The sequence below is a fragment of the Streptomyces panacea genome (genome assembly GCF_040560175.1).
GTDB lineage: Bacteria > Actinomycetota > Actinomycetes > Streptomycetales > Streptomycetaceae > Streptomyces > Streptomyces panacea.
The window spans coordinates 1-12,548 of sequence record NZ_JARJHW010000207.1; the positions used below are offsets into that span (position 1 = coordinate 1).

General features: G+C 72.8%; 9 protein-coding genes. 3 read left to right on the forward strand and 6 right to left on the reverse strand.

The annotated features are described in order from the left end of the window. Nucleotides 1–1,346: hypothetical protein (locus tag P3L51_RS31255; RefSeq protein WP_354608699.1), on the forward strand; the 1,346-nt coding region annotated here is incomplete at its 5' end. 15 nt (nt 1,347–1,361) lie between these two features. Here the strand turns inward: P3L51_RS31255 and P3L51_RS31260 are convergent. Beyond that, nucleotides 1,362–2,060 carry a GOLPH3/VPS74 family protein gene (locus P3L51_RS31260; protein ID WP_354608700.1) on the reverse strand — a complete coding sequence of 233 codons (699 nt, stop codon included), beginning with the start codon at nt 2,058–2,060 and terminating at the stop codon, nt 1,362–1,364. 208 nt (nt 2,061–2,268) lie between these two features. Between P3L51_RS31260 and P3L51_RS31265 the strand changes: the two genes are divergently transcribed. Continuing rightward, complete coding sequence (locus P3L51_RS31265) at nt 2,269–3,249, forward strand: aldo/keto reductase (RefSeq protein WP_354608701.1); 981 nt, start codon at nt 2,269–2,271, stop codon at nt 3,247–3,249. A 9-nt stretch (nt 3,250–3,258) separates the two neighbouring features. Here the strand turns inward: P3L51_RS31265 and pdxR are convergent, their stop codons facing one another. Beyond that, nucleotides 3,259–4,701, reverse strand: a complete 1,443-nt coding sequence (gene pdxR / locus P3L51_RS31270) for a MocR-like pyridoxine biosynthesis transcription factor PdxR (protein ID WP_354608702.1) — start codon at nt 4,699–4,701, stop codon at nt 3,259–3,261. 144 nt (nt 4,702–4,845) lie between these two features. Between pdxR and P3L51_RS31275 the strand changes: the two genes are divergently transcribed. Then, on the forward strand, nt 4,846–5,811 hold the full coding sequence (locus P3L51_RS31275; RefSeq protein ID WP_354608703.1) for an ABC transporter substrate-binding protein: 966 nt from the start codon (nt 4,846–4,848) through the stop codon (nt 5,809–5,811). A 24-nt stretch (nt 5,812–5,835) separates the two neighbouring features. Here the strand turns inward: P3L51_RS31275 and P3L51_RS31280 are convergent, their stop codons facing one another. From P3L51_RS31280 to P3L51_RS31295, 4 genes are read right to left on the reverse strand one after another with little or no spacing between them, the layout of a single operon-like run. Continuing rightward, on the reverse strand, nt 5,836–7,215 hold the full coding sequence (locus tag P3L51_RS31280; RefSeq protein WP_354608704.1) for a glutamine synthetase family protein: 1,380 nt from the start codon (nt 7,213–7,215) through the stop codon (nt 5,836–5,838). Then, nucleotides 7,212–9,038, reverse strand: coding sequence for an IucA/IucC family protein (locus P3L51_RS31285; RefSeq protein WP_354608705.1), 1,827 nt, complete (start codon nt 9,036–9,038; stop codon nt 7,212–7,214). The genes P3L51_RS31280 and P3L51_RS31285 overlap by 4 nt, the downstream gene beginning before the upstream one ends. A 44-nt stretch (nt 9,039–9,082) precedes the next feature. Then, a complete protein-coding gene (locus P3L51_RS31290) occupies nt 9,083–10,501 on the reverse strand; it encodes a lysine N(6)-hydroxylase/L-ornithine N(5)-oxygenase family protein (RefSeq protein ID WP_354608706.1) in 1,419 nt (472 codons plus the stop codon). Further along, on the reverse strand, nt 10,498–12,351 hold the full coding sequence (locus tag P3L51_RS31295) for an IucA/IucC family protein (protein WP_354608707.1): 1,854 nt from the start codon (nt 12,349–12,351) through the stop codon (nt 10,498–10,500). The genes P3L51_RS31290 and P3L51_RS31295 overlap by 4 nt, the downstream gene beginning before the upstream one ends. Nucleotides 12,352–12,548 lie beyond the last annotated feature (197 nt).

Consider the following 12,548-nt stretch of genomic DNA (forward strand, 5'->3'; position numbering starts at 1 on the left):
GCCGCCCCCACCGCCGGGATCTCGTCGCCGCGGCGGTCGGCGTCGCCCTCGTCACCGCGGCGGCGCTCGTGGGATCGGCGATCCAGCGCGCCGACGGCAGCCTCCAGGTCAACTGGCCTCCGCTGCTGGGCACGTGGGATCCCCGCTCCGGCCCGGGCACCCCCGCCGCGCTCGCCGTCGCCGTCCTGATCGTCGCGTACGGCCCCGGCCTGGCCGCCCGGCTGCCGTGGCGCGCGCTCCTCCTCACCACCTGGGCCGCCGCGCTGGCCTGGACGTTCTCGCTGGCGCTCGTCGACGGCTGGCACTGGGGCGTGGCGCGCCGCCTCACCACCAAGAACGAGTACCTCACGGTCATCGACCGCTTCTCCGACATCGGCGCGACGCTGCGCGGCTTCGCCGACCACATCGTGATCGGCGACCCCGGCAACTGGCCCGCGCACGTCGCGGGCCATCCGCCGGGCGCCACCCTCACCTTCGTCTGGCTCGACCGGATCGGCCTCGGCGGCGGCTCGTGGGCGGGGGTCTGGTGCATCGTGGTGGGCGGCTCGGCCGTGGCCGCCGTACTCGTCACGCTCCGCGCCCTCACGGACGAGGGGACGGCGCGCCGCGCGGCGCCGTTCCTGGCACTGGCCCCGGCCGCCGTCTGGATGGGCACATCTGCCGACGGCTACTTCGCGGGCGTCGCCGCCTGGTCGCTCGCCCTGCTCGCGCTCGCCGCGACCCGTACGACGCGCCTGCCCGCCGCCGCTGCGCTGGGTGCCGGGCTGCTGTACGGCTTCACCTGCTACCTCTCGTACGGCCTGACGCTCATGGCGCTCCCCGGCCTCGGGGTCCTCGTCCTGGCCCGCACCGCGCGCCCGCTGCCCCTGGTGCTCGTGGGGGCGTCGGTGGTGCCGGTGGCGTTCACGATCGCGGGGTTCAACTGGTGGGAGGCGTATCAGGAGTTGGTCGTGCGCTACTACCAGGGCGCGGGCGGGGTGCGTCCGTACTCGTACTGGGTCTGGGGGAACCTCGCCGCCACGACCCTGGCCGTCGGGCTCGCGACGGTGGCGGGCCTCGGCCGGGTCCTGACGCTCGCGCCCCGCGCCGTACGGAGCATGCGACGCACCCGAGCACCCTCGACACCCGCGCTCCGCCTCGCCGTTCTCGTCCTGGCGGCGCTGCTCGCGATCCTCGCGGCCGATCTCTCCGGGATGAGCAAGGCGGAGACGGAGCGCATCTGGCTGCCGTTCATGCTATGGCTGATCCCCGCCACCGCCCTGCTGCCCGGCCGGCGGCGGGGATGGCTGGCCGGGCAGGCGCTCGTCGCGCTGCTGGTCAACCACCTTGTATTCACCGGCTGGTGAGGTCCCGTCAGCCGGTCACAGGACGGTCGTCGTCACCACCGTCATCACGACGATCGCCGTCAGCGCGTCCTCGGCCGCCTTGACGGCCTGGCGTACCGCCGGCCCCGCCCACTGACCGTGCGCGACCTTCTCCATGTTCGTCCTGGCGGTCGCCAACTCCGGCTTCCGGTACAGCAGTCCGTGCAGCTTCGCCCCGTGGAGCAGAGCCACCAGACTCGCCGTGCGCTCGTCCGGAACCGCCCCGCGCATCACGACCTCGTCGAGCCGCTCCCGCAGCGCCGACTCCACCGAGCCGTCGGCCTCCGGGTAGCGGCGTACGGGGAAGAGGCCGAGCACCTTCTTCTTCTCCTCGCGGATCAGGCCCTTGTCCACGAGGCTCCTGGTCGTCCCGGCCACCGCGCCCTTCTTCAGGTGCTCGATCCACTCCTTCGTCCTGCGCGGCCTGCGCCTCTCCTCGCCGGAGATGTCGGCCAGCGCCGTGTCCAGGGTCGGGTCCTGAAGGGGCGCCGCGTCGAGGACGGTGACCTGGTCCTCGCTCACCTCGACACGGCCCGCGAGGACCAGTTCGACCAGTGACGCCGCCGCTATGGCGTAGGAGACATTCGCCGGCTCCTTCTCGGCCCCGGACTCGTCGTCCAGCGACAGGAGGAGCAGCTGCTCACCCAGTGTGGTCTCGACCGGTCCGCTCTTCGGCGCATTCGTGGCGAAGTTCATGACGTTCGTCTCTCCTCGAACTGTGGGGGTAATCGCACCTGTTCCCCAAGGGACGCGGGAAGAACACGAACGGCTCCCGACCTTCCTGTTGGTCCGGTTTTCCCGCCGACGATCGGACCGGTACACCGGGCCGATCGACGCCTAGCGTGAAAGCGCGCAACACACGAACACGAACACGAACGCGAACACCAACACGAGGAGTGCCGAGATGCGACGACGCCGCATAGGCGGGCCGTCCGGGCCCCTGGCCAGTGCGCTGTGCCTGGGGGCGCTGCCCTTCGGCAGCGGCGTGGACGAGAAGACGTCCTTCGCGATCCTCGACCGGTTCGTCGAGGCCGGAGGCAATCTGATCGACACCTCCAACAACTACGTCTTCTGGGTCCCCGGCGCCACCGGCGACGAGAGCGAGACCACGGTCGGCCGCTGGCTGGCGAGCCGGGGCTGCCGGGACGAGGTGCTGATCTCGACCAAGGCCGGGGCCCGCCCCACCGTCCCCGGCACCGGCCTGGAGACGGCCGAAGGGCTGTCGTCCGGGGCGATCGGCAAGGCCGCCACCGAAAGCCTGCGGCGGCTGGGCACCGACCGGATCGATCTGTACTGGACGCACATCGAGGACCGGTCCGTCCCGCTGGAGGAGACCCTCGGCGCGCTGGACGACCTGGTGAGGGGCGGCCGGGCCGGGATCATCGGCTGCTCCAACCACACCGCGTGGCGCACCGCGCGGGCGCGGGACGTCTCGCGCGCCAACGGCTGGGCGGCGTACACCTGCGTTCAGCAGCGCCAGTCCTACCTCCAGCCGCGCTTCGACACCGGCCTGCCGGAGTCCGGGCATGTGCATGTGACCCCGGAGCTGCTGGACTACGTGCGCAGCGAGCCCGAACTGACGCTCATGGCCTACTCGTCGCTGCTCTCGGGCGGGTACACCCGCGCGGACAAGCCTCTGCCCGCCGCGTACGACCACCCCGGCACCCCGGCGCGGCTCGCCGTGCTGCGCGAGGTGGCGGACGAGCTGGGCGCGAGCCCCAACCAGGTGGTCCTGTCCTGGCTGATGGGGGCGGATCCGGCGGTGCTGCCCATCGTGGGGGTCAGCTCGGTGGCTCAACTGGACGAGGTGCTGGGCGCGTTGGAGGTGGAGCTGCCGGCGGAGGTACGGGCGCGGCTGGACACGGCGGGCGAACCGGCGGCGTAGCGGGGCCGATCAGCGGGCCGGTGCGGCCGGGCCGCCCGCCTCGCGGATCGCGTCGGCCAGCCGCCGTACGGCTTCGGGCAGCGCCGAGTCGGCGAGGTTGCCGTACCCGATGACCAGGGCGCCGCCCGGGGCCGCGGCCTCGCCCGCCGTGTACTCCGCCAGATCCGCCAGCCGCACATCGCGCCGGGCCGCGCCACGGACCACGTCCCCGGCCGCGCACCCCGTGAGATGGAGCAGCAGATGGAAACCGGCGGCGGCCCCCGACACCCGGTGTCGCGGCAGCCGTCCGGCGATCTCCGTAAGGAGGCTGTCGCGGCGCCGCCGGTACCGGAGCCGGGAGGCGCGCAGATGCCGGTCGTACGCCCCCGACTCCAGGAAGCGGGAGAACGCCGCCTGGTCGATCACCGGCGGCGGCGACCCGGCGGCGTCCGCCGCGTACAGCCCGTCGAGCAGCCCCGTCACGCCCGGCGGCACGACCGTCCAGCCGATGCGCAGGGCGGGCGACAGCGTCTTGCTGAGCGAGCCCATCAGGGCGACCCGCTCCGGGGCCGTGCCCTGGAGCGTGCCGACGGGGTGGCGGTCGTAGCGGAACTCGGCGTCGTAGTCGTCCTCCATGATCAGGCCGTCCGTCTCCCGTGCCCAGGCGACGAGTTCGGCCCTGCGGAGCGGGCTGAGGACGACACCGGTGGGGAACTGGTGCGCGGGCGCCACGATCACCGCCCTTACGCGCGGCTCGCGGCGCAGCAGGTCGACGCGCAGCCCGTCGTCGTCCACGGGGACGGCGACGGCGGTCAGCCCGGCGGCCGTCACGGCGGTACGGAGCCGGGACCAGCCCGGGTCCTCCAGGGCCACGTGGGTGTGCCCGGCGGCGCGCAGGGCGCGGCTCAGCCGGAGCACGCCGTCCAGCGTGCCGCCGCACACGACGAGTTGCCCGGCGTCGAGCGCGGCGCCCCGGCCTCGTACGAGATAGGCGGCTATCCGCTCCCGCAGCGCGTGGTGGCCGGCGGGGTCCGGATAGCCGAAGTCGGTGGGGGTGAGCGTGCCGGTCGCCTCCCGTACGGCGTCGGCCCACCGTTTACGGGGGAACTCACGGAGGTCGGGCATGCCGGGCACCATGTCGAACTCCGGCTTCCAGGCCGCCTGTTGGACCCGCAGCTCGTACGAGGGGGCCCGCCCGGCCGGCACCGTACGCACCCGCGTCGCCGATCCACCGCGCGCCTCGACGTACCCCTCGGCGACGAGCTGCGCGTACGCCTCGGTCACCACCCAGCGGGAGCAGCCGAGGTCGGCGGCGAGTGACCGGCTGGGCGGCAGGGCGCTGCCGGGAGCGATCCGGCCGTCCACGACGGCCGCCCGGAGGGCCCGGACGAGCCGCAGGTGCAGGGGGCCCCCGGCCCGTTCGCCCAGGTCGAGGAGGGTGCCCCAGGCGGGGTCGGTGCGTGGGTGCGCCATCCCGCGATGGTACGTACATGGCAGGTGCGGGCCCTGTGACTGGAGCGTAATGTCCGGCAGTTGTCGCCCCACCCCGCTAAGGTTAGGTTCACCTTAGTTACGTCCGGGCCGACTCCGGGCGGCTGTCTGGGAGGCTTCCCCACCGTGTCCACACACCTCACTCGCCGTCTCGGCCTCGCCGCCACGGTCACCGCGTTCGCCGTGTCGCTCTCCGCGTGCGGCGGCGACGAGTCCTCGGACAAGGGCGGTTCGGGAGCGACGCACGCCGTGCGGACCGCCATGGGCGAGGTGAAGGTCCCGGACGACCCGGAGCGTGTCGTCGTCCTCGACACGGACGCGCTCGACTCCGCGATCACGCTCGGGGTCACGCCGGTCGGCGCCACGACGGCCGTCGCGGGCGCGCCGTTCTCCACGTACCTCCCGGCGGACAGGCTCAAGGACATCAAGCCGGTCGGCCTGATCGCCGAGCCGAACCTCGAAGCCATCGCCGCCCTCAAGCCCGACCTCATCCTGAGCAGCAAGGTCCGCGACGAGAAGAACTACAAGCCGCTGTCGGAGATCGCCCCGACCGTCTTCTCCGACACGACGGGCCCCAACTGGCGTGAGAACTTCGAGCTGCACGCCGACGCCCTCGGCAAGGCGGCGGAGGCGAAGACGGTCACCGCCGGGTACGACACCCGCGTGAAGTCGCTGGCCACGGCCCTCGGCGGACCGGCGGCGACGGGGAAGACCACGTTCGGCTTCGTCCGCTTCGTGGAGGGCGCCGACACGCGCCTCTACCTCAACGACACGTTCGTCGGCTCGATCTTCGCCGACCTCGGCGTGGGCCGCCCCGCCAACCAGGACAAGGACGGCTTCTCGCTCGACGTCAGCCCGGAGAAGATCGACCAGGCCGACGCCGACGTCATCTTCTACTCCGCCTACGGTGACGCGAAGAAGGCCAAGGAGACCGACATCATCGGCGGCCCGCTCTGGAAGAACCTGGCCGCGGTGAAGGAGAAGACGGCCTTCAAGGTCGACGACAACCTGTGGATGCTGGGCATCGGCTACACCGGCGCGGGCCAGGTGCTGGACGAGATCGAGAAGAACTACGGCGGCGCCGCGAGCTAGTGACCTGAGTCGGACGTCGGGCGATCACAGGCGCTCGAAGCCGCGCATCCGCTCCCAGTCCGTCACCGACGTCTCGAACGCGGCCAGTTCGGTGCGGGCCGCCTGCGCGTAGTGCGTGCGAACGGACTCGCCGAAGACCTTCGCCACGATGTCGCTGCTCTCCCAGCGGTGCAGCGCCTCGGTGAGTGTGCTGGGCAGCCGGGGCACCGAGGGGTCGGCGAGCGCGTTCTCCCTGTGCGGGGGCGGGAGTTCGAGCCGGTGCTCGATCCCGTACAGCCCGGCGGCGACCGCAGCCGCGACCGCCAGGTACGGGTTGGCGTCCCCGCCGGGCACCCGGTGCTCGACGCGCATCGAGGAGCCCGTACCGACCACGCGGATCGGACATGTCCTGTTGTCCCGGCCCCAGGTGATGCCGGTCGGGGCGAAGGCGCCGGGCTGGAGGCGCTTGTAGGAGTTGATGTTCGGCGCCATCAGCAGGGCGAAGTCCGGCAGACAGGCGAGCTGACCGGCCACGAAGTGGCGCATCAGCTCCGACATGCCGTCGTCGGCCGTGTCGTCCGCGAGTACGGCGGTGCCGTCCGTGCCGCGCAGGGAGAGATGGATGTGGCACGAATTGCCCTCGCCCTCGTCGAACTTGGGCATGAAGGTCAGCGCCACGCCCTCCTGGGCGGCGATCTGCTTGGCGCCGTTCTTGAAGAAGACGTGGTTGTCGCAGGTCGTCATCGCCTCCGCGTAACGGAAGACGATCTCGTACTGTCCCGCGTGGCACTCCCCGCGCGCCGTCTCCATCGCCAGTCCCGCGCGGCCCATCTCGCGCCGGATGCGGCGTACGACGGGCTCGATGTCGGAGAGCCCCTGGAGCGAGTAGTCGACGTTGTACGTGGTGGCCGCCGTCAGGCCCTGGTAGCGGGTCTCGCGGGCGGCGCGGTAGGTGTCGAGGAAGACGAGGAATTCGAGCTCCGTACCGGCGAGGGCGGTCAGCCCGCGCTCGGCGAGGCGGTCGAGCTGGGTGCGGAGGATGTGGCGGGGGGCGACGGCGACCGGGGAGTCGGCCGCGCCCGGCCAGTGCGCGTCGGCGAGGACGAGGGCCGTGCCCTCGTCCCAGGGGAGACGCGTGCGCAGGGTGGCGGGGTCGGGCCGCAGCAGGAAGTCGCCGAAGCCGGTCCCCCAGGCGTCGATCGCGTAGCCGGGGCGGGTGTCCATCTCCACGTCGGAGGCCAGGAGGTAGACGCACGCGCCGAAGCCCGCGCTGCCGTTCGCGATCTCTTCGAGGAAGTACGGGACGGACAGGCGGCTGCCCTGGAGGCGCCCCTGGAGGTCGGGGACGGCGACGACGACCTCCTCGACCCTCCCGGCGGCGGCCTCGGCTCGCAACAGCTCGTACGGGTCGTACCGCTCGGTCATTTCTGATCCTCTATTCGTGCCGGTGCCGGTGCCGGGGTCGGGGTCGCCGGTGCCACTGCCAGCGGGTTCGGCACGGTGCCGTGCACCACGTCGAAGCCCTCGTCCCGCTCCGAGCGGTCGTGGAAGCCGCCGCCCAGCAGCTGTTCGCGGTTCAGCGCGACCCGGTCGAAGGACGCGGCGAAGAGGCCGTACGAGTCGAAACGGTCGGCCAGCTCCGGGAAGCGGGCCTGGTAACGCTCGATCTCGGCGCGTACGAGCGCCCAGAACACGTCCTCGTCCACGCCGAGTTGATCGGCGCACAGCGGTGCGAAGAACCGGAAGTGCCCGGCGAACACCGCGCTGAGCAGCGAGTGCGCCAGCTCGTGGGCCGGCCAGCGGAGCAGGACGCGGTCGGCGCGTTCGGGAAGCCCGGCGTACTCGGGCCGGGCGCCGGGCAGCAGGTTCACGTCCTCGGCGAAGTCCTTGACGGCGATCCCGACGGGGATCTCGTCACGGTCGAAGAGGACGACGGTGTTCTCGCCGTGCGGGCAGAAGGCGACGCCGTAGCGGTAGAGGTAGTGCAGCAGGCCCGGCAGCAGCGCGCCGAAGAACCGTTCCAGCCAGGCGGCGGGGGTGAGCCCGGAGCGCCCGACCAACTCGGCCGTGAGGCAACGCCCGTCGGAACCGGTCTTGAGCAACGCCGCCATGGTCCGGGCCCGTTCACCCGCGTCAGTGTCGAGCAGCGCCGCGACCGGCTGGCGCCAGACGGCGCCGAGGAGTTCGTGGTAGCGGTACGGCGCGTCCGTGACCGACTCGTACAGCGGATGGCCCACGGCGACGGCCGCGACCTCGCCGAGCGGATGGATGCGTATCTCGTCGCGCAGATACGGATCGGCGTCCCGTACGGCGTGCAGCCAGGCGCTCACATCGGGCGCGGCCCCGGTCGGTGCGGTCGAAAGCCCCCGCCACACCAGGGTGTTGCGGATGAGGAGCGGGACTTTGACATTACGGCGGTGCGGGTGGTCGATGTTGGCGAGGGTGCGGATGGACTGGAGGGGGCGGTAGCGGTCGTCGCTCTGTCCGAGCAGCACGACGCGGCCGTCGGCGAGATAGGGCGCGAAGAGGGTGGCGACGGCCTCGTCCCAGTGGAAGGGGTGTACCGGCAGCCAGACGAAGAGGTCGGCGGGCAACCCGGTCTCGGCGCACTCCTGGGCGAGGACTGCGGAGAAACGTTCCCGCGTGGCCGCGTCCAGCTCCTCGGCGAGCAACTGCTCCGCGTCGAGCCCGGGGACGCCGGAGTAGGCGCCGAGGTCGCCGTGCACGGCGGCCCACAACAGCCGCACGTCGGAGGCCGATTCGGGCGCGTAGGCGGCGGTGTCGGACGCGGAGAAGCCGAGACGGCCCTTGTTGAGGAGCATGCAGGGATGCCCGTCCTGGTACGCCTCCAGCTCCAGATGCCCGAGGTCGGCCAGCGCGGCTGCGGGCAGCGCCGTGGCGAGGGCCACCGCATCGGCCCGCCGGGTGGCGGTCAGCTCGCGCAGGACCTCCGCGGTGGTGGCGCCGTCCCACCCGAGCACGGGGCGCGCGTCGAGCAGCAGGCGCTCGGGGCCGGCGTCCGGGGTGTGGGGGTGGCGGCGCAGGCTGTCGGGCTCGACCCGCCAGGTCCCGAAGGTGCCCCGGGTGGCGCGCATCGTCCAGTGGACGTCGTCGCCGAGGTCGAGCCGGTAGGCGCCGGGGCCCGCCGGTACGGGTACGAGCAGTTCCTCGTACGCGAACTCCTCCACGGCCTTGATCAGCAGCCGACGGCCGGCCTGCTCCCAGGCGGCCCGGTTGGGGTGGTTCATCGTTACCTCTCCTCTCCTCTGACTCGGCTGAATGCTCCAGACTCTCAGGGCCGCACGACCGCCGCGGGGACGGCGGCGGACTCGGAGGCGGAGCGCGGGACCCCGAACGTCGTCCACGCCGCCCGCCGCGGCACGCGCAGCACCGTGCGGCCCGCCACCGCGTTCAGGATCGTCGCCGCGCGCCACGCGCCCAGCGTCAGATCGGGGGCGCCGACGCCGTGCGTGTGCAACTCGGCGTTCTGGACGTAGAGGCGGCCCGATATACGGGGGTCGAGCGCGACGCGGTAGTCGCCGTCTATCCGGTAGCGGCCCTTCTCGTCCCAGTCCACGAGCGTGCCCAGACCGTGCTCGCCGTCGAGGAAGGCGGGGCGCGTGGCCGTGTAGCCGGTCGCCGCCACGATGGCGGACGTACGGATCTCGAAAAGCGCGTCCTGCTGCGTATGACGGCACGTCAGCACATAGCCGGCACCGTCGACTTCGGCCGCGACGATCGCGACTCCCGGATGCAGCGCGGCCCTCGGCTCCGCGCCGCCGATCGTCCGCTCGTACAGCTCGTCGTGCAGTTCGGCCAGCGTCTCCTCGCTGACGCCCTTGTAGAGCTGCCACTGCTCCGCCACGAGCTGTTCCCGCCGCTCCTCGGGGAGGGCGCGGAAGTAGCGGATGTAGTCGGGCGTGAAGTGTTCGAGCCCGATCTTGGAGTACTCCATCGGCGCGAACGCGTTCGTGCGGGCGAGCCAGCGGACGTACGGTCCGCCCGCCCCGTCCCCGTCCTGGTGCCGCAGCAGGTCCAGCGCGACCTCCGCGCCGGACTGGCCGGCGCCGATGACGGTGACGTCGTCGCAGGCCGCGAGCCGTGCGCGGTGCGTGCGGTAGTCGGCGCTGTGCAGGACACGGCCCGCGTGGGCGCTTGCCGCGCCTGCCGCGAGCAGCGGGCGCAGCGGCTCCGGCACGACCGGGTTCGTCCCCACCCCGAGGACGATCTGCCGGGCGCGCACCCGCGTGCTGGTCCCGTCCGCCGCGCGATGGGCGACCACGAAGAGGTCGTCCGTCTCGTCCCAGCCCAACTCGTCCACGTGGGCGTCGAACTGGCAGGACGGCAGCGCGTCGGAGACCCAGCGGCAGTAGGCGTCGTACTCGCGGCGCGGGATGTGGAAGCGCTCCGAGAAGAAGAAGGGGAACATCCGGTCGTGGTGGCGGAGATAGTTGAGGTACGACCACGGGCTCGTCGGGTCGACCATCGTCACCAGGTCCGCCAGGAAGGGCACTTGGAGGGTGGTGCCCTCCATCAGCAGGCCGGGGTGCCAGGAGAAGGCGGGCTTCGCGTCGAGGAACAGCGTGCGCAGATCCGGTGCGCCGTCCGCCAGCGCGGCGAGCGAGAGGTTGAAGGGGCCGATCCCGACGCCGACGAGGTCGTACACATCCGTACTGGATTCGGATTCGGGCTCGGACTCGGACTCGGTCACCGGCGGGCCTCCGCGAGGGGGTTGGTCAGGTCGACGTAGACGGACTGGGACTGGACGTCCCCGACGAGCTCGTCGAGCCCGTCCACGCAGGTCAGGTAGTTGCCCTTGCACCGCAGCACGGGCGCGTCGAGCAGCAGGTCGAGCAGCCCCTTCGCGCCGGGCTCGGCGGCCCGCAGCCGCTCCAGCCGGGCACGCAGCACACGCAGCAGGTCGCCCTCGTCGGCCAGCCCGAGCGCGCCGAACGCGCCGACGAGGCCGAGGAGGTTGTTGATGCCGAGGTAGTACGCGACGCGCTCGTCCACGAACGCGTCGTCGAAGACGAGATCGAGCCCGTCCGCCGCGCCCGGCAACAGCCGCTCCACGGCTGCCGCGTGGGAGGCGGCGACGTAGTAGCCCTGACTGTCGCGGTACCAGCCCGCGCGCGGCAGTCCGTGGGCGTCGAGCGCGACGAGGGTGTTCTGGTGGTGCGGTTCCAGCGCGATCCCGTACCAGGCGTGGAGCCGGATGAGCGGGACGGCGAGTACGTCGAGGTACGCGGCCAGCCAGCGCGCGGACGCCTCGGCGGTCGAGACGCCGTGGGCGCGGGCGGTACGGGCGACGGCCTCGGAGAGCAGCGCGCGGTACGCGGGCGGCGATCCGTCGCCGGGCCCGGTGCGCTCGGCGACCAGCCCGGCGACGCAGAGGCCCTCCTGCCCCCGGCCGGTGAAGGGGTTGTCGCGTACGGCGGTCTCCAGGCCGGTCTCGTCGTCCGTGCCGGCTCCCGCCGACACCCCCGCCGACACCCAACCGAAGTCGCGCAGGATCCCGAACTCCGGGTGTTCGGCGCGCAGCCGCCCGGCGGGCCCGGCGGCCAGCAGCCGCGCGGCGCGCACGCCGAGGCGCATCTCGCTACGGAGGTTGTTGCGGCGGGAGTTGGTGATCCGCATGCCGAGGGAGAGCTTCAGCATCACGTCGGCGTCGGGCCGGTGCACCGTCCGTACGGAGGAGGTGGGGTGCCACTTCGGCCCGGCGGGTCCCAGGGGCCGCAGCAGCCCCGCGTCGACGAGCGCGGCGACGGCGGGCCGCGCGAGGATGTCCCTGGCCTGCCACGGATGCGCGGGCACCACGGCCATCCCGTCCGGCACCCGCAGGTCGAGCCCGGCGGTGAGGGGCCGCAGCAGCTCGGCGGGGGTACGGCCGTCGGCGCTCTCGCCGACGAGGACGTCCGGGTGGACGGCGAACCAGTGCAGCGCGAAGGACCCTCTCAACTCGGGCGAGTACGCGTCGAGTTCAAGGTCCGAGGCGCCCTCGCGGCTCTTGGGCGCGGGGTGGAAGGGGTGCCCCAGGAGCAGCGCCTGCTCGGCGTCGAGGAAGGGCGTCGGGCCCCGCGCGCCCGGCTTCTCGGCCCGGCGTCGAACGAGATGGGCCCCGGTCCGCGCGGCGGAGCCGAGCACGCGCGCGACGGCGTCCCCACCGAGATGCGGCAGCGCGCCGCGCCCGAGGGTGGACTCCCGGACGAGCGCGGCGGCGACGAGCGCGGCGTCTGCGGGCAGGCTGCCGCCCTGCTGGGAGGTGACGACGCGAACGGCCCCGAACCGGTGCCATCCGGTGACGGACCGGTACAGCACGCGGACGCGCAGGGTCAGCGCACTGCACGGCAGCGGCAGATACAACACGCCGCCGTCGCCCGGCACTTCGACACCGGTCTCCCGGACGTACGCGCGCAGCAACGTCTCGGTGGCGGCGGAGTCGGCGGCGCGAAGGTGATCGGGATGGTCGAGGGGATCGGGCTGGTCGAGGGGATCGCTCCCCGCGCTTTCAGGCCCGGCGGGCCGCTTCAGCCTCTCGGCCCGATTCAGCCCCTCCGGCATTCGAGGAGCGGGGTCCGGCCCGGCGCCCCGGCCTGGGTCCGGCACGGCGCCCCGGCCTGGGTCCGGCACGGCGCCCCGGGCAGCAGGACCCGTCACCGCTTCTCCTCCGCCTCGCCCGCCGCCACCACCGCGTCCAGCAACCGCTCCACCTCGACGGCAGTCGTCCGCGGGTTCAGCAGCGTCAGCTTCAGGCGCAC

What these genes read in the sequence shown, in the direction of transcription:
- P3L51_RS31280 (WP_354608704.1), bottom strand. Translation starts at nt 7,215, where the DNA reads ATGACCGAGCGGTACGACCCGTACGAGCTGTTGCGAGCCGAGGCCGCC.
- P3L51_RS31295 (WP_354608707.1), bottom strand. Translation starts at nt 12,351, where the DNA reads ATGCCGGAGGGGCTGAATCGGGCCGAGAGGCTGAAGCGGCCCGCCGGG.
- P3L51_RS31265 (WP_354608701.1), top strand. Translation starts at nt 2,269, where the DNA reads ATGCGACGACGCCGCATAGGCGGGCCGTCCGGGCCCCTGGCCAGTGCG.
- P3L51_RS31285 (WP_354608705.1), bottom strand. Translation starts at nt 9,038, where the DNA reads ATGAACCACCCCAACCGGGCCGCCTGGGAGCAGGCCGGCCGTCGGCTG.
- P3L51_RS31260 (WP_354608700.1), bottom strand. Translation starts at nt 2,060, where the DNA reads ATGAACTTCGCCACGAATGCGCCGAAGAGCGGACCGGTCGAGACCACA.
- pdxR (WP_354608702.1), bottom strand. Translation starts at nt 4,701, where the DNA reads ATGGCGCACCCACGCACCGACCCCGCCTGGGGCACCCTCCTCGACCTG.